The sequence below is a fragment of the Fictibacillus sp. BK138 genome (assembly GCF_004216955.1).
In the GTDB taxonomy this organism is placed as follows: Bacteria; Bacillota; Bacilli; order Bacillales; family Fictibacillaceae; genus Fictibacillus.
In genome coordinates, this window is record NZ_SGXL01000001.1 from 803,588 (window position 1) to 819,040 (window position 15,453).

Here is a 15,453-nt window from a genome sequence, read left to right on the forward strand (position 1 = left end):
GTCATTTTTCAGGGCTTCTACTCCTCTTTCCCATGTATAATCTGGGATTGTCATTCTTTTAATCTTTTTGACTGTCAGGAGGTTTCATGTACTTATGAACAAAAAAAGTGTTCGCGACATCGATCTAAATGGCAAAGTTGTATTTTGCCGCGTTGATTTCAACGTGCCGATGAAAGATGGAAACATTACGGATGAAACGCGTATTAACGCTGCTCTTCCAACCATTAAATACTTAACAGAGCAAGGTGCAAAAGTTCTTTTAGCAAGCCACTTAGGACGTCCAAAAGGACAAGTTGTGGAAGAGCTCCGTTTAGATCCAGTTGCACAGCGTTTAAGCGATCTTCTTGGAAAAGAAGTTGTAAAAACAGATGAAGCATACGGAGAAGAAGTAGAAAAAGCATTGGCAAGCCTGGAAGAAGGCGGCGTAATCTTACTTGAAAACGTTCGTTTTTACCCTGGTGAGGAAAAGAACGATCCTGAACTAGCAGAAAAATTCGCAGCTTTGGCTGATGTGTATGTGAACGATGCTTTCGGAGCTGCACACCGTGCGCATGCTTCAACAGAAGGAATCGCAAAACATCTTCCTGCTGTATCAGGTTTGTTAATGGAAAAAGAACTCGAAGTGCTTGGAAAAGCTCTATCAAACCCTGACCGTCCTTTCACTGCGATTATCGGCGGTGCAAAAGTTAAGGACAAGATTGACGTAATTGACAATCTTTTAGACAAAGTAGACAACTTGATCATTGGCGGAGGCCTTGGCTACACATTCATTAAGGCTCTTGGTCATGATGTAGGAAAGTCTCTTTTAGAAGAAGATAAGATCGAAACTGCAAAAGCATTCATGGAAAAAGCAAAGAAGAACGGTGTAAACCTAATGATTGCTGAAGATGTTTTAGTAGCAGACGATTTTTCAAATGATGCTAACACGAAGAACGTAGACATCGATTCCATCCCTTCAGATTGGGAAGGTCTTGATATCGGTACGAAAACAATTGAAAAGTACGTAAAGGTTATTAAAGAATCGAAGCTTGTAATATGGAACGGACCGATGGGTGTGTTTGAAATCGACGCATTCGCTAACGGTACGCGTTCTGTTGCAAACGCACTTGCAGAAGCCACTGACACATACAGTGTGATCGGCGGCGGAGACTCAGCTGCAGCTGTTGAAAAGTTCGGTCTTGCAGACAAGATGAGCCACATCTCAACAGGCGGCGGAGCTTCTCTTGAGTTCATGGAAGGTAAGGCACTTCCAGGCGTCGAAGCACTTAACGACCGATAAGACATTTGCAAGTTTAAAAAGGCTGTTTTGGTAAGCTTTGTTGTTATCGTGGGTGGTTGATTTCCGCTTCAGGTTGCTCGCTTTCCATGGGGCGGGCGGTGAGCCTTCTCGCGCTTTGCGCCTTTAGAAGTCTCACCTGTCCCACTGATCCCATAGGAGTCTCGCACCTTGCGCTCCAATCAACTTGTCAATGAAGACTCCTAACAAGAACGACCGAATGCAGCAACCTTTTAGAAAAAAGAGACACTTTAAAGAGGTGAATTTGAATGCGTAAACCTATTATTGCAGGTAACTGGAAAATGAATAAGACGTTAACGGAAGCACGCAGTTTCGTAGAAGAAGTGAAAGGTCTTGTGCCTTCAGCTGAAACTGTTGATTCTGTAATCTGTGCTCCTGCTCTTTTCCTTGATTGTTTAGCAGACGAAGCAGAGGGTACACCTCTTGCGATCGGTGCTCAAAACATGCACTTTGAGGAGAGCGGTGCTTTCACAGGTGAGATCAGCCCTGTTATGCTAAAAGATTTAAACGTTCAGTATGTGATTCTTGGCCATTCTGAACGCCGTGAGCTTTATGGCGAAACAGATGAACTGGTTAACCAGAAGACACATGCTGCATTCAAGCATGGTCTGACTCCGATCGTTTGTGTTGGTGAAACGCTTGAACAGCGTGAAGCAGACAAGACGAAGGACGTTGTTAAAGAACAAACAGAAAAAGGCTTATCTGGATTAACAGACGAGCAGATGAAACAAACGGTTATCGCTTACGAGCCAGTTTGGGCAATCGGAACAGGAAAGACAGCATCTTCTGAAGATGCAAATGAAGTTTGTTCTTACATCCGCAGTGTTGTTGCAGAACAATTCTCACAAGATGTAGCAGATGCTGTGCGTATTCAATACGGCGGCAGTGTAAAGCCTGACAACATTAAAGAATTAATGAGCATGTCTGACATCGATGGTGCTTTAGTTGGCGGTGCCAGCCTTGAGCCAAAATCTTACCTTCAGCTTTTGGAGGGCGTTAGCCGATGAGTAAAAAACCGGTAGCTTTAATCATCTTAGACGGCTTTGCTTGCCGTAATGAAGACAAAGGTAATGCTGTTGCACAAGCGAAAAAGCCCAACTTTGACCGCTACTGGGAAACGTATCCACATGCACAACTAACTGCAAGTGGGGAAGCTGTTGGTCTTCCTGATGGTCAAATGGGAAATTCAGAAGTGGGTCACTTAAACATTGGTGCAGGGCGTATCGTGTATCAAAGTTTGACTCGCGTGAATTTATCGATTAAAGAAGGCGATTTTTACGAAAATCAAACATTTATCGATGCCATGGACCATGTGAAGCAAGAAGGAAAAGCTCTTCATATCTTTGGATTGCTCTCTGATGGCGGAATCCACAGTCATATCGAACACATTTTATCTTTGCTTGAGCTTGCTAAAAAGCAGAATGTAGAAAAGGTATATCTGCACGGATTCTTGGACGGGCGTGATGTACCGCCGCAATCTGCAAAAGGCTATATTCAAACAACTGTCGATAAGATGAATGAACTTGGTGTTGGTGAGATCGCAACATTATCAGGCCGCTATTATTCTATGGACCGTGACAAGCGCTGGGACCGTGTAGAAAAATCGTACCGTGCGATGGTTTATGGCGAGGGTCCTGATTACAAAGATCCATTTGAAGTTGTAGAAGACTCATACAGCAACGGCGTTCATGACGAGTTCGTCTTGCCGTCTGTGTTGAAAAAAGAAAATGGCGAGCCGGTAGCGACCATTCAGGATGGAGACGCAGTCATCTTCTGTAACTTCCGTCCTGACCGTGCCATCCAGATCTCACAAGTGTTCACGAATGAAGACTTCCGTGGCTTTGACCGCGGTGAAGCGTTCCCTAAAAACCTTCATTTTATATGCTTAACGCATTTTAGTGAGACAGTAGATGGTGACGTGGCATTTAAGCCGACGAACCTGGACAATACGCTTGGAGAAGTTTTATCACAACAAAACTTCAAACAGCTTCGTATTGCCGAAACTGAAAAATATCCGCATGTTACGTTTTTCTTCAGCGGAGGACGTGAAGCTGAGTTTCCTGGTGAAACCCGCATCTTGATCGACTCGCCAAAAGTCGCGACATATGACTTAAAGCCTGAAATGAGTGCCTATGAAGTGACTGATGCGCTTTTAGGAGAGATCGAAGCGGACAAGCATGACGCAATCATCTTAAACTTTGCCAACCCTGATATGGTAGGGCACTCCGGAATGCTGGAACCTACGATCAAAGCGGTTGAAACAGTTGATGAATGTTTAGGAAAAGTAGTAGATGCGATCATCGCAAAAGGTGGAGCTGCAATCATTACAGCTGACCATGGTAACGCCGATGAGGTTATTACGATGGAAGGTAACCCGATGACAGCTCATACCACAAATCCTGTACCGGTCATTGTTACCCAAGAGGGAGCAGAGCTTCGCCAGGACGGAATCTTGGCCGACCTTGCACCAACAGTTCTAACTCTTTTAGGTGGCAACCAGCCGAAAGAAATGACAGGTAAAACGTTAATGAAGTAGCAGCTTCGACGGTGCACAACGCTGCAAAGGGCCCTTGTACGTCTGCATCATCTGGCTTATGTTGAAAGTAACTTTTTATTAAAAAGGAGAGAATTATATGTCAACGATTATTGAAATTTATGCTCGCGAAGTTCTTGACTCTCGTGGTAATCCAACAGTTGAAGTAGAAGTTTACACTGAATCAGGTGCTTTCGGACGCGCGATCGTTCCATCTGGTGCTTCTACTGGTGAATATGAAGCAGTTGAGCTTCGTGATGGCGACAAAGAGCGTTACCTTGGAAAAGGTGTTATGAACGCAGTAAACAACGTAAACGAAAATATAGCTCCTGAACTTATTGGTTTTGACGTACTAGACCAAGTTGGAATCGACCAAACGTTGATCGAGCTTGATGGTACTGAAAACAAAGGCAAGCTAGGTGCTAATGCAATCCTTGGTGTTTCCATGGCTGTTGCTCACGCTGCTGCTGATTTCTTAAACGTGCCTCTATACATGTACCTTGGCGGATTCAACTCTAAGACTCTTCCAGTACCAATGATGAACATCCTTAACGGTGGAGAGCACGCTGACAATAACGTTGATATTCAAGAATTCATGGTTATGCCTGTTGGTGCTGAAAGCTTCCCTGAAGCACTTCGCATGGGAACTGAAATTTTCCACAGCTTAAAAGCTGTTCTTAAAGAAAAAGGCTTAAATACAGCTGTAGGTGACGAAGGCGGATTCGCTCCTAACCTTGGTTCAAACGAAGAAGCACTTCAAACGATCATGGAAGCAATCGAAAAAGCTGGCTACAAGCCAGGTGAAGAAGTACGTCTTGCAATGGATGTTGCTGCTTCTGAATTGTTCAAGAAAGAAGACGGCAAATACCACCTTTCTGGTGAAGGTGTTGTTAAATCATCTGAAGAGATGGTTGCATTCTACGAAGAGCTTGTTAACAAGTATCCGATCGTTTCAATCGAAGACGGACTTGATGAAAACGACTGGGATGGCTTTAAGCTATTAACAGAGCGCATCGGTGACCGCGTTCAGCTAGTTGGTGATGACTTATTCGTTACAAACACAACAAAGCTTTCTGAAGGTATCGAAAAAGGAATCGGTAACTCTATCCTTATCAAAGTTAACCAAATCGGTACATTGACTGAAACTTTCGACGCAATCGAAATGGCTAAACGTGCTGGTTACACAGCAGTTATCTCTCACCGTTCAGGTGAATCTGAAGACAGCACGATCGCTGACATCGCAGTTGCGACAAACGCTGGTCAGATCAAGACAGGTGCTCCTTCACGTACGGACCGTGTTGCGAAGTACAACCAGCTTCTTCGCATCGAAGACGAGCTAGGCAACCTTGCTGTATACCCAGGAATGAACGCATTCTACAACCTAAAGAAGTAAGTAGTACAAAAGTAGGGGTCTGACCCCAAACAAAGACAAACCGCCATTTTGTCTTTCTGACAAAGACAGCCCCCGGATAGGCGCCTCAGAGCCGCATCCGGGGGCTGTCTTCATTTAAAACTGCGATACTGGCACAAGCTGTTTAACCAACGAAAAACCCTGCTGCTTATCGAGAGCGGCCGTTAGAATGAAGGATAGTAACAATGAGCATTGAGAAACTAATCATCAGTGACATCGTTTCAAAAACAGTCATTTTGGATCCCTCCAATCTTGTTACCTTTAAGATTTGTAAAAGCAGGGTTGTCCTATACGGTACAAACTAAAAATTTTTAAATATTTATAAAATTTAATACTCCAACGAAATGATTACATCAAAATAAAGAAGAAGCCCCAAAAGCAAAAACTTTCGAGGCATCTTCTTTCAATAAAAATAGAACCTAACGACGATGTTCAACAAGGTCAATTACACCAAGCACAACGTGAGCAAGACCGAAACCAAAGATCGTATTGGCAACCATCTTGTTCGTTCCGCGTGACTGTTTTAACGCATATCCAGTAGCGGTTACTGCTGTTCCTAAAGTTGCAGGAATGAAGCCTTCACGAATATTCATCGCAATATCCCTCCGACACCTTGAGTTGTAGGTTCTGCGGTATCATTAAGACACCATTGTTATTGTTGCCATGTCGGAATAAACGATACTATCATTTTTTACATATCCTTATTTCTTCTAATTTGAGTCATTATCATTTAAAATGCTAGTAACAAGTTATTGTTTTTGTACGGAGGAATTGATATGAAACAAAGCTTATACATACGTATAGAAGCGGGAGATCCTTATGATACGGGGAGCTTGATTCCGCTAAAGTCTGAAGGTGAGTTCTTGACTTTTGGAAGGTCATCACATACAAATGAAACGGATATTTCGTTGCTGAGTCCATATGTTTCGCGTAACCACGCTGAAATCTTTATACAAGATGATCAGCCTTTTATTCGTGACTTGGATTCCAAACATGGGACTGAGCTGAATAATATGAAGCTTGATCCGAATGTTCCAAAACAGCTGCAGTCAGGTGATGTGATCAGCCTGGCGAAAGGGGTAGTCCTGTTAACCTATTTGAATACCGAAACAGAAGAAACCGATCTAACGATGGAGTTCACATCACCAATCGAACCGGCTGAAGAGAAAATCACGAACGGACTGCATATCATTCCTGAACGTCGCCAAATATCAATCGACGGAGAACCATTATTTTTATCAGGAAAACACACCGATCTTCTCGTTCTTCTCTACAGGAAAAAGAATCAGGCTGTGAGCAGCGATGAAATTAAGCTTCAAATCTGGCCTGAAAGAATGGTAGCAGGATCAAATGCGCTGCCTGATGTAGGGAACGATGAGATTAATGCGCTGGTCTATCGTTTGAGAAAGAAGCTCGGTCCATATGGTGACTCTATAGTTACCGTTCCTCGGTACGGTTACATGCTGCAAATTAAATAAAATACGACCACTTAGAAACCTGCATAAGCTTACACTCATGCAGGTTTTTTTATCGAGAGCTTTATCTGTTTAATTTTCAGAAACTTATCATGTTCGTATGAGAGAAGAATCATGCAAAAGCCATTTTAGAGTTGATGAAAAGAGAGTAAATTAAGTAAAAGGAAAAAACTCCTTAAAAATCGATGTTTCTTCCAAATAGGTGTGGTGAAGTGAAAATGAGGGTAGAGGAAACTATACAGCATCGAAGAGACAGGGCATTTCGTTTTCAGTTATATTTTGGATTTATCATTCTGTTATTTATTATTTTGATTTTCAGAACGTACGACCTGCAGATTACGAATGGTGAAAAAGCCCGTTTGAAATCAGAAACTTATGAAGATGTTGTAATAAAAAAATCCATATTCAACGACAACTACTATTCCTCACAGAAGGACACACCAGCAGAAACAGACATAAAACAACCAAAAGATCAGTAAAATGAATATGGGGGATGTCCCCATAATGCGAAGAGGGGATGTTTATGATGCAGCCACTTAAACAAGAATCTTCGGATGGTGCAGAAATCAAACAAGAAAAATTGAATCCAATCAGCTTTGTTGGAAAAGTGAAAGAAGCAAAGGGAAGTATGTTTACGATTCATCATAAAAAAACGGTGATGAGAGTACAGCTAGATTCCAAGACAGAGCTCCTTGATGGAGATAAGACACTTGATATTGCGCCAGATGAAGCAGTTCAACCTGGAGTTACAGTCCAAATCGTGGGACTTCTGAATAAAAGGCTCAACGTAATAAGAGCTGTCCGGCTTTATATCTTTCATAAGGAATTTGATATCAACTACTTTGGAACAAATTAAAGAAGGTTCAGAAAAAAACTTTGCCTCGTCCCTTCCACTATGATACATTTATAGTAATGTAACGTGGAACGGTGGAGGTGTAACATTCATGCTAACAGCAGCAAAAATCCTTCTTATTTTAGTATCATTATCTTTAATTGTTGTCGTTGTTCTTCAGTCAGGTCGTTCGGCCGGATTATCAGGAGCGATTACAGGTGGAGCTGAGCAGCTTTTTGGTAAACAAAAAGCACGCGGTATTGATGCATTGCTTAGTAAACTTACAGTGATTCTTGCAGTATTATTCTTCATTTTGACAATTTCAGTAGCGTATTTCTTACCTACAAATTAATTAGTACTTAAAAGCAGCAGGCGAAACATCGCTTGTTGTTTTTTTATGTGCAAAAACCGTTGCTTACCATTTCTTAGATTGGTTGTGATATGATTTGATACGTACATAAAAGGGTAATCTAAAGTCAAAAAGGTGGTAGCATGATCGGTTGTCTTTGTTTACATGGCTTTACCGGAGGACCTTATGAAATCGAGCCTATCACAGAGTATCTGCAGAAAAATACCGATTGGATACTTTCTGTTCCGACTTATCCAGGACATGGGACTGAGCTTTCATTAAAGGGAAGAACACACAAAGAATGGCTGCAAGAAGCGGAAAATGCCTATCTGGAACTTCGAGAAAAAGCCGAAAAAATCTACATTGTCGGGTTTTCAATGGGTGGAATGATCGCGGGTTATCTGGCATCCAAATATGGCTGCGACAAATTAATCTTGTTGAATGCAAGTGCTTATTATTTAAACCCTGGACAGATGATTAAAGATATCGCGAATATGATGATCTCAGGATTCAATGGTCAGTTAAAAGATCATGAACTCTATAAAAGATACAGAAAGAAACTGCTTGATACCCCTTTAAGTGCAACAAGGGAATTTCGAAAGCTAGTGAAGATGCTTAAACCAGAATTAGCACAGATCTCAGCACCAACGTTGATTGTACAAGGAGAGTGTGACGGACTTGTACCAAGAAAGAGTGCCGAGTTTTTATATGGGACGATCGCAGCATCCAATAAACGAATCTGCTACTTTAAAGAATCGAAACACATGATCTGCCATGATGTAGAAAAAGATCAGCTGATCGATGAGGTTTATCAATTTTTAATGAGTGAATAGGAGAGAAACAGCATGAAAATTACAGCACCAAAACCGTTTTTCTTTGAAGGAGGAAAGCGGGCAGTCCTCATGCTGCACGGATTTACCGGCAGTTCAGCGGACGTAAGAATGATGGGGAGATTCCTTCAAAAGAAAGGCTACACATGCCACGCACCACAATACAAAGGACACGCGGTTCCACCTGAAGAACTCGTTCACACAGGCCCAGAGGACTGGTGGGAAGATGTAATCGGCGGATACAACCACTTAAAAGAAAAAGGGTTTGACGAAATTGCAGTAGTCGGACTATCTCTTGGAGGCGTATTCTCATTAAAACTCGCAACTGAACACCCTGTAAAAGCCGTTATTCCTATGTGCGCACCTATGTACATCAAAAGCGAAGAAGTGATGTATAAAGGGGTTTGTGAGTATGCCGAAGAATATAAAAAGCGAGAACAAAAATCTCCTGAACAAATTGAACAAGAAATGGAAGAGTTTAAGAAAACACCGATGAATACGCTAAAAGCGCTACAAGAGCTTCTTCAAAGTGTAAGAAATTCGGTTGATCTTGTATACGCACCTACGTTTGTGGTGCAGGCTAGACATGATGAAATGATTAACACAGATTCTGCAAATATTATTTATAACGAAGTTGAAAGTGAAAAGAAAGATTTAAAATGGTACGAAAATTCAACACACGTCATTACATTAGACAAGGAAAAAGAACAATTGCATGAAGACGTATATGCATTCTTAGAAGACCTGAACTGGTCTGAATAGAACCTTTTCCTTAAAAAGGAGGTCAGTTTTTGGATAAATTGCAAATACTCCAGCTCATGAAAGAATCGGAAAAACCGATGACAGTAACCGAGATTGAAGAAGCACTTCAACTCCCGGACGCTGAAGCTTTCAAAGAACTGGTTTTAACACTAAACCAACTAGAAGATGAAGGTTCGGTTGTCAGAACACGAACGAACCGCTACGGTCTTCCTGAAAAAATGAGCCTGATCAAAGGGCGCGTGCAGGGCCATGCCAAAGGTTTTGCTTTTTTAATACCTGAAGACAGCGATCAAAAAGATGTGTATATCTCACAATCCGATATGAATGGTGCGATGAGCGGTGATACCGTCTTAGTCCGTTTAAACAATACCTCTTCAGGATCACGTCCAGAAGGAACGATTATTCGAATTCTAGAACGCGGTGTGACTGAAGTAGTCGGTACATTCCAGGAAAGCCGAAAGTTCGGTTTTGTTGTGGCTGACGACAAACGAATCCCAAACGACATCTTCATTCCAGCAGACGGTGTGAATGGGGCTGTAGAGGGACATAAAGTCGTAGTGAAAATTACGAAGTACCCAGAAGGGCGAAACAGTGCTGAAGGTGAGATCATTCATATTATCGGACATAAAAACGATCCGGGTGTGGATATTATCTCTGTTATCTTTAAGCACGGCCTGCCAAGGGAGTTCCCTGAAGAAGCATTGGAACAAGCACACAATACGCCAGATGAGATCGATCCGAAAGACATTGAAGGACGCCGGGATCTACGAAATGAAACGATCGTTACGATTGATGGAGCAGACGCAAAAGACTTGGATGACGCAGTTCATGTTATTAAACTGCCGAACGGTCATTATAAACTTGGCGTTCATATTGCGGATGTTACTCACTACGTAACAGAAGAGTCTGCAATCGATGTAGAAGCACGCGAACGCGGAACGAGTGTGTACTTAGTAGACCGTGTTATTCCAATGATTCCGCACCGCCTATCGAATGGAATCTGTTCTTTGAACCCTAAAGTTGACCGCCTGACGATCTCATGTGAGATGGAGATCAATCATGACGGGGAAGTCATCAAACACGATATCTTCCCGAGTGTCATTAAAACAACAGAACGAATGACCTACACAGATGTAAGAAAGATTTTACAGGACGAAGATGAAGAAGTTTCGAAGCGCTATGAGCCTTTAATTCCGTTTTTCAAACTGATGGGTGAGCTGGCAGAAGTTCTCCGTAAAAAGCGTTTTGCCCGCGGTGCGATTGACTTTGATTTTTCAGAAGCTAAAGTGCTGGTAGATGAAAACAGCGATCCGCAGGATGTCGTTCTGCGTGAACGGTCCGTAGCTGAAAAGCTGATCGAGGAATTTATGCTTTGCGCCAATGAAACCGTTGCCCAGCATTTCCACGAGCTAGAGCTTCCGTTTATGTATCGTATCCATGAAGACCCAGACGAAGGCAAGCTGGAGCGTTTCTTGGAATTCATCGGGATGTTCGGTTACGCGTTAAAAGGTACTGCAAGTGACATCCACCCACGCAGCCTTCAGCAGCTTCTGGAGACCGTTAGAGGCGAACCGGAAGAGATGGTGATCAGCAAGATCATGCTTCGTTCCATGAAACAGGCAAAATACGATCATATGTCACTCGGTCACTATGGCTTAGCCACTGAATTCTATACACATTTCACTTCACCGATCCGTCGTTATCCGGATTTGATCGTTCATAGATTGATTCGAACATATCTGTTTGAAAAAGATACAGGTCCAAAAACGATAAGCCACTGGAAAGCAGAGCTGCCAGGAATCGCGAAACACTCTTCAGCCATGGAACGACGTGCAGTTGATGCAGAGCGTGAAACGGACGAGCTGAAGAAAGCCCAGTTTATGCTTGATAAAGTTGGGGAAGAGTTTGATGGTGTGATCAGCTCCGTTACGAATTTCGGCCTTTTTGTAGAGCTGCCGAATACAATTGAAGGTCTTGTACATGTCAGCTACTTAACAGACGATTATTATCGTTTTGATGAGAAGTTCATGGCCATGATCGGAGAGCGTACGGGTAACGTGTTCCGCATCGGTGATGAGATTTCAATCCGGGTTGTGAACGTTAACGTTGATGAACGAGCGATTGATTTTGAAATCGTCGGTATGAAAGGAACACCGCGCAAGCGTCATAAAGATCGCCAGCAGGTTATTGATATCGGCGACACACCAAAACGAGGACGAGGAAGACGCAGCAAGAACCGTAAAAGTGAGTCTGATCGTTCCAGCGGACCCCAGGATTCCAAAAAGGGGAAGAAGAAGCCTTTTTATAAGCCTGTGGCGAAAAAGAAAGGCAAGAAAAAGAAGAAATAACGGATATGATGATCAAGGTTCATCAAAAATGGTGAACCTTGACGTTATTTGACCAAATTGCTATAATTAGAGTTCACTTGCTGTGGGGAGGATTGAGTTTACATGCCAAAAGGAGAAGGTAAAGTAGTCGCACAAAATAAAAAAGCGCGGCACGATTACCACGTCGAAGAAACATTTGAAGCTGGAATTGTCCTTCAGGGCACGGAGATAAAATCCATTCGCGCAGGGCGTGCAAACCTTAAAGATTCATTTGCACGTGTGCAAAACGGCGAGTTGTTTCTGCACAATATGCATATCAGCACGTACGAACAAGGAAATCGTTACAACCATGATCCGCTTCGTACACGAAAACTGCTTTTGCATCGCAAGGAAATTAACAAGCTTTTAGGTGCAACAAAAGAACAAGGGTATTCTATTGTTCCTTTAAAAATGTATCTTAAAAATGGCTTTGCCAAGCTTTTGATTGGTCTAGCTAAAGGTAAGAAGCATTATGATAAGCGTGATGATCTTAAGAAGAAAGATGCAAAGCGAGAAATCGAGCGCGCATTCCGCGATCGTCAGAAAGTCTAAATTGGTCGTTCTTACAGGAACTTACAATTGAGACGATGCACTAAAAATGTTATACTGGGTACACAAGTGAATAAGAGCAAATAAGCTTTTATCTCTTTCCGAGGTTCGGCAGGATTAATTTCTTGCTTTCCATTTTATAATGGGGACGTTACGGATTCGACAGGGGTAGTTTGAGCTTAAGTTGCGAGTCGAGGGGGTCGGCCTCGTTAAAACGCCAAAGCCAATAACTGGCAAAACAAACAACAACTTAGCTTTAGCTGCGTAATAGCACTTTAGCTGTTCCTCCCTCCATCGCCCATGTGGTAGGGTAAGGGACTCACTCTTAGTGGGCTACGCCGGTTGTCCTCCGCCTGAGGACGATGGAAGAGAATAATCAGGCTAGCGATCTGGACGCCTGTCGGCTGGCAGATGGATTCGCGAAACGCGAATAAACCGACTACACTCGTAGAAGCTTAAGTGCCAATATCTTTGGACGTGGGTTCGATTAGGATTAGTCGCCTTATGTGGTAACACATAAGTGAAAATCCGGCTTTATCGGTGAAACCTAACCAGTGAAAAACTTCTCTGCAAGGCAATGCCGAGTGGTATGTGGAGCAATCCAACAGCCATGTATCGACTTATAGGCTGCCAGAGTTTTTGGTAGTACTAGGATACGAAATTCTGCTTGGATACAAGTAAATTTATATTTCGTATAATACGCCGGGGGACCTGAATAACAGGTTCAAGATATAGTCAGTGCCATGACGAAAGCATGGAACAACATGTCCCACCGTCTCCACCAATACATAGGTGGATACAGACCAACATTTATTTGTTGGTCTTTTTTTATGTCAATTTTTCAATAAAAAACAATTCATATGACTTAAAAAATCGAAATATAGACAAGTAACTATGCCTTTTCACGCGTTGCTACATATAATACATGGACAAGAGATGTCAATAATATTTTCAGGAGGAAATTTTTTGAGTTGTAAGAAAAACAATCTCTCGGCTCGAGAGGTAGCACAGTTTATATGTAAGCGTGTCATAGCCAATGAAGGATTCGACGACATTGAAATAGAGGGTAAGCTTGTCTGCGTTGGAAGAGATTTTATCGCAATCAAGACAGATGACAAAGAAGTATTCTATTTACCGTTAAACAATGTTAGAAATATTTCTGTCGTTTCTGACAAGAGCTGCTGCCATACAGGGAAAAAAGTAATATGCAGAGATACGTTCCGAAGCATATTAAATAAATTGATCAATTGCAAGGTTGAAGTTAACGATGGTGGCGATGAAGAAATCGAAGGCGTCCTTACATCTGTTAACCGCACATCTATCCAAATCGTTGAAGAAGAAACCTTAAATATTGTAACGATTCCGATTGGCTCCATCAACTTTATCACTCAAGCTGGCGAACCAGGTGACGACGAGAGCAGCAATTGCAGAGTTTTATGCTGTAAAAAAGAGGACCCTTGTGGAAAGAAGAAAGATGATTGCAAAAAGAAACATGATTGCAAAAAAGAATCTTCATCGTCATCTTCATCCAAATGCAAGAAAGAATCATCCTCTTCTAGCTCAGTTGAGCTTTGGTGTAAAAAAGAATCTTCATCTTCGAGTTCATCTTCTAGTTCAACCCCAATTTGGTGCAAAGAAGTATCTTCTTCTTCAAGCCATGACCACTGGAAGAAAAAGAAAAAACAACACAAAAAAAGAAGTTGTGCAGATCTAGAATCTAGAGGCTGGTTCAAACTTTAATCTGTGTATACCCTGTTTTTCAAAAACAGGGTATTTCTTTACATATTTTTATACGAAAGTAATAATTCATAAATAATTTCCCATCCTATACGTATAGGACGGTGATTAAGGTGGATTTATTAAAAGAGTTAACGGAAACGAATGGAGCACCTGGTTTCGAAAAAGCAATAAGAACGATTATGAAACGCGAGATTGAAAAAACAGGAGCCAATCTCGTTACGGATAACTTAGGCAGTGTTTTTGGAGAGAAAAAGGGATCTGCGGATGATGGTCCTAAAATTCTTCTTGCTGGACATATGGATGAAGTCGGATTCATGGTAAGTGAGATTACGGAGAATGGATACCTTCGCTTCGTTCCACTAGGGGGCTGGTGGTCTCAAGTCCTACTTGCGCAGCGCGTCCATGTTCAGACGAAAGAAAAAATATTTACAGGCGTTGTTGGTTCAAAAGCTCCCCATATCCTTCAGCCTGAAGAACGAAGTAAAGTTTATCCGATGAAAGAAATGTTTATCGATATCGGAGCAAATGATAAAGATCAAGTAAAAGAGTGGGGAATTAAAGTTGGTGATCCTATACTTCCGATCTGTCCTTTTGAGCTGTTACCGAATAATGACACGATTCTTGCTAAAGCTCTCGATAACCGAGCAGGATGCTACATAGCCCTTCATGTACTAAAACAACTTCAAGAAGCAGATCATCCTAATACCGTTTATAGTGGAGCAACGGTACAGGAGGAAGTGGGACTTAGAGGAGCGATAACAGCACCATACATTATGGAACCAGATGTTGCTATTGCACTTGATGTAGGAGTAGCGGAGGACGGTCCCGGCGGTAATGCCAATAAAGCAAAGCTGGGAAAAGGACCATTGATTACGTTCCTGGATTCATCTATGATTCCACACACAGCTTTTCGTGATCTTATCATTGAGGTTGCGGAAAAAAATAATATACCGTATCAAGTAGATGTTATGCTTGGCGGAGGTACAGACGCCGGTAAATTTCATCTATTCAAAAAAGGTATCCCAAGTATCGTAGTAGGTGTGGCTGCTCGTTACATACACAGTCATACATCGATGATCAGTAAGAGTGATTTGGAAAACAGCGCAAAACTAGTGGTAGAGCTTGTTAAGGTTCTCGATAAAGATAAACTTAATTCGTTGCTGGATTACTAAACGAAAAATCCCTGTTAAATCATTAACAGGGGTTAATTTTATTGCCTACACAGTCTTATAGTCCTGTATGTAGGACAACCTATATGTAAATTTTCGTATTTATTTTATTGGAATATTTAGTTAATTTACCACTTACA

The 15,453-nt window shown here is 42.0% G+C and carries 16 protein-coding genes and 1 other RNA gene; 15 read left to right on the top strand and 2 right to left on the bottom strand.

Going from position 1 to position 15,453, the window contains the following annotated elements; translation table 11 throughout:
• Positions 1-94: 94 nt before the first annotated feature.
• The 4 genes from EV282_RS03870 (at position 95) to eno (ending at position 5,223) form a co-directional block, all read left to right on the top strand.
• Positions 95-1,279 (top strand): phosphoglycerate kinase, encoded by a 1,185-nt coding sequence (locus EV282_RS03870; RefSeq protein ID WP_130293940.1) that lies wholly within the window; start codon positions 95-97, stop codon positions 1,277-1,279.
• Positions 1,280-1,545: 266 nt separating this feature from the next.
• Complete coding sequence (gene tpiA, locus EV282_RS03875; RefSeq protein ID WP_130293942.1) at positions 1,546-2,304, top strand: triose-phosphate isomerase; 759 nt, start codon at positions 1,546-1,548, stop codon at positions 2,302-2,304.
• Positions 2,301-3,833 (top strand): 2,3-bisphosphoglycerate-independent phosphoglycerate mutase, encoded by a 1,533-nt coding sequence (gene gpmI, locus EV282_RS03880; protein ID WP_130293944.1) that lies wholly within the window; start codon positions 2,301-2,303, stop codon positions 3,831-3,833. The genes tpiA and gpmI overlap by 4 nt, the downstream gene beginning before the upstream one ends.
• Before the next feature lie 97 nt (positions 3,834-3,930).
• On the top strand, positions 3,931-5,223 hold the full coding sequence (eno, locus tag EV282_RS03885; protein WP_077359729.1) for a phosphopyruvate hydratase: 1,293 nt from the start codon (positions 3,931-3,933) through the stop codon (positions 5,221-5,223).
• A gap of 166 nt (positions 5,224-5,389) precedes the next feature.
• Here eno and EV282_RS20670 read toward each other — a convergent pair whose 3' ends face one another.
• Both EV282_RS20670 and EV282_RS03890 read right to left on the bottom strand, forming a co-directional pair.
• Positions 5,390-5,476, bottom strand: a complete 87-nt coding sequence (locus tag EV282_RS20670; protein WP_226536389.1) for a putative holin-like toxin — start codon at positions 5,474-5,476, stop codon at positions 5,390-5,392.
• A 184-nt stretch (positions 5,477-5,660) separates the two neighbouring features.
• On the bottom strand, positions 5,661-5,834 hold the full coding sequence (locus tag EV282_RS03890) for an asparagine synthase (protein ID WP_077359727.1): 174 nt from the start codon (positions 5,832-5,834) through the stop codon (positions 5,661-5,663).
• A 183-nt stretch (positions 5,835-6,017) separates the two neighbouring features.
• On the opposite strand from EV282_RS03890, the gene EV282_RS03895 reads away from it, so the two are divergent.
• The 11 genes from EV282_RS03895 (at position 6,018) to EV282_RS03945 (ending at position 15,316) form a co-directional block, all read left to right on the top strand.
• Positions 6,018-6,719 (top strand): FHA domain-containing protein, encoded by a 702-nt coding sequence (locus tag EV282_RS03895; RefSeq protein ID WP_130293946.1) that lies wholly within the window; start codon positions 6,018-6,020, stop codon positions 6,717-6,719.
• 215 nt (positions 6,720-6,934) lie between these two features.
• The gene (locus EV282_RS03900) at positions 6,935-7,195 is read left to right on the top strand and encodes a hypothetical protein (protein WP_130293948.1); all 261 of its coding nucleotides are present in this window, start codon (positions 6,935-6,937) and stop codon (positions 7,193-7,195) included.
• A 44-nt stretch (positions 7,196-7,239) separates the two neighbouring features.
• Positions 7,240-7,572 (top strand): hypothetical protein, encoded by a 333-nt coding sequence (locus tag EV282_RS03905; protein ID WP_165389348.1) that lies wholly within the window; start codon positions 7,240-7,242, stop codon positions 7,570-7,572.
• An 88-nt stretch (positions 7,573-7,660) separates the two neighbouring features.
• The gene (gene secG, locus EV282_RS03910) at positions 7,661-7,900 is read left to right on the top strand and encodes a preprotein translocase subunit SecG (protein ID WP_077359719.1); all 240 of its coding nucleotides are present in this window, start codon (positions 7,661-7,663) and stop codon (positions 7,898-7,900) included.
• A gap of 140 nt (positions 7,901-8,040) precedes the next feature.
• A complete protein-coding gene (locus EV282_RS03915; protein WP_130293952.1) occupies positions 8,041-8,730 on the top strand; it encodes an alpha/beta hydrolase in 690 nt (229 codons plus the stop codon).
• Positions 8,731-8,742: 12 nt separating this feature from the next.
• Positions 8,743-9,489, top strand: coding sequence for an alpha/beta hydrolase (locus EV282_RS03920; RefSeq protein ID WP_130293954.1), 747 nt, complete (start codon positions 8,743-8,745; stop codon positions 9,487-9,489).
• A gap of 56 nt (positions 9,490-9,545) precedes the next feature.
• Positions 9,546-11,837: a ribonuclease R gene (gene rnr, locus EV282_RS03925; protein WP_130296893.1), complete on the top strand. Its 2,292-nt coding sequence runs from the start codon at positions 9,546-9,548 to the stop codon at positions 11,835-11,837.
• A 102-nt stretch (positions 11,838-11,939) separates the two neighbouring features.
• Entirely contained in the window at positions 11,940-12,407 is a 468-nt protein-coding gene (smpB, locus tag EV282_RS03930) for an SsrA-binding protein SmpB (RefSeq protein ID WP_066292503.1), read from the top strand.
• Positions 12,408-12,556: 149 nt separating this feature from the next.
• Positions 12,557-12,894: a transfer-messenger RNA gene (gene ssrA, locus EV282_RS03935) on the top strand.
• A 476-nt stretch (positions 12,895-13,370) separates the two neighbouring features.
• Positions 13,371-14,144, top strand: coding sequence for a hypothetical protein (locus EV282_RS03940; protein WP_130293956.1), 774 nt, complete (start codon positions 13,371-13,373; stop codon positions 14,142-14,144).
• A gap of 110 nt (positions 14,145-14,254) precedes the next feature.
• Positions 14,255-15,316 carry a M42 family metallopeptidase gene (locus EV282_RS03945; RefSeq protein ID WP_242611827.1) on the top strand — a complete coding sequence of 354 codons (1,062 nt, stop codon included), beginning with the start codon at positions 14,255-14,257 and terminating at the stop codon, positions 15,314-15,316.
• Positions 15,317-15,453 lie beyond the last annotated feature (137 nt).

Bases quoted from the DNA above. Each gene is read 5' to 3' on its own strand.
- rnr (WP_130296893.1), top strand. From the start codon at position 9,546: ATGAAAGAATCGGAAAAACCGATGACAGTAACCGAGATTGAAGAAGCA.
- EV282_RS03915 (WP_130293952.1), top strand. From the start codon at position 8,041: ATGATCGGTTGTCTTTGTTTACATGGCTTTACCGGAGGACCTTATGAA.
- EV282_RS03870 (WP_130293940.1), top strand. From the start codon at position 95: ATGAACAAAAAAAGTGTTCGCGACATCGATCTAAATGGCAAAGTTGTA.
- smpB (WP_066292503.1), top strand. From the start codon at position 11,940: ATGCCAAAAGGAGAAGGTAAAGTAGTCGCACAAAATAAAAAAGCGCGG.
- EV282_RS20670 (WP_226536389.1), bottom strand. From the start codon at position 5,476: ATGACTGTTTTTGAAACGATGTCACTGATGATTAGTTTCTCAATGCTC.
- EV282_RS03890 (WP_077359727.1), bottom strand. From the start codon at position 5,834: ATGAATATTCGTGAAGGCTTCATTCCTGCAACTTTAGGAACAGCAGTA.
- EV282_RS03920 (WP_130293954.1), top strand. From the start codon at position 8,743: ATGAAAATTACAGCACCAAAACCGTTTTTCTTTGAAGGAGGAAAGCGG.
- EV282_RS03905 (WP_165389348.1), top strand. From the start codon at position 7,240: ATGATGCAGCCACTTAAACAAGAATCTTCGGATGGTGCAGAAATCAAA.
- EV282_RS03900 (WP_130293948.1), top strand. From the start codon at position 6,935: ATGAGGGTAGAGGAAACTATACAGCATCGAAGAGACAGGGCATTTCGT.
- secG (WP_077359719.1), top strand. From the start codon at position 7,661: ATGCTAACAGCAGCAAAAATCCTTCTTATTTTAGTATCATTATCTTTA.
- eno (WP_077359729.1), top strand. From the start codon at position 3,931: ATGTCAACGATTATTGAAATTTATGCTCGCGAAGTTCTTGACTCTCGT.
- gpmI (WP_130293944.1), top strand. From the start codon at position 2,301: ATGAGTAAAAAACCGGTAGCTTTAATCATCTTAGACGGCTTTGCTTGC.
- EV282_RS03895 (WP_130293946.1), top strand. From the start codon at position 6,018: ATGAAACAAAGCTTATACATACGTATAGAAGCGGGAGATCCTTATGAT.
- tpiA (WP_130293942.1), top strand. From the start codon at position 1,546: ATGCGTAAACCTATTATTGCAGGTAACTGGAAAATGAATAAGACGTTA.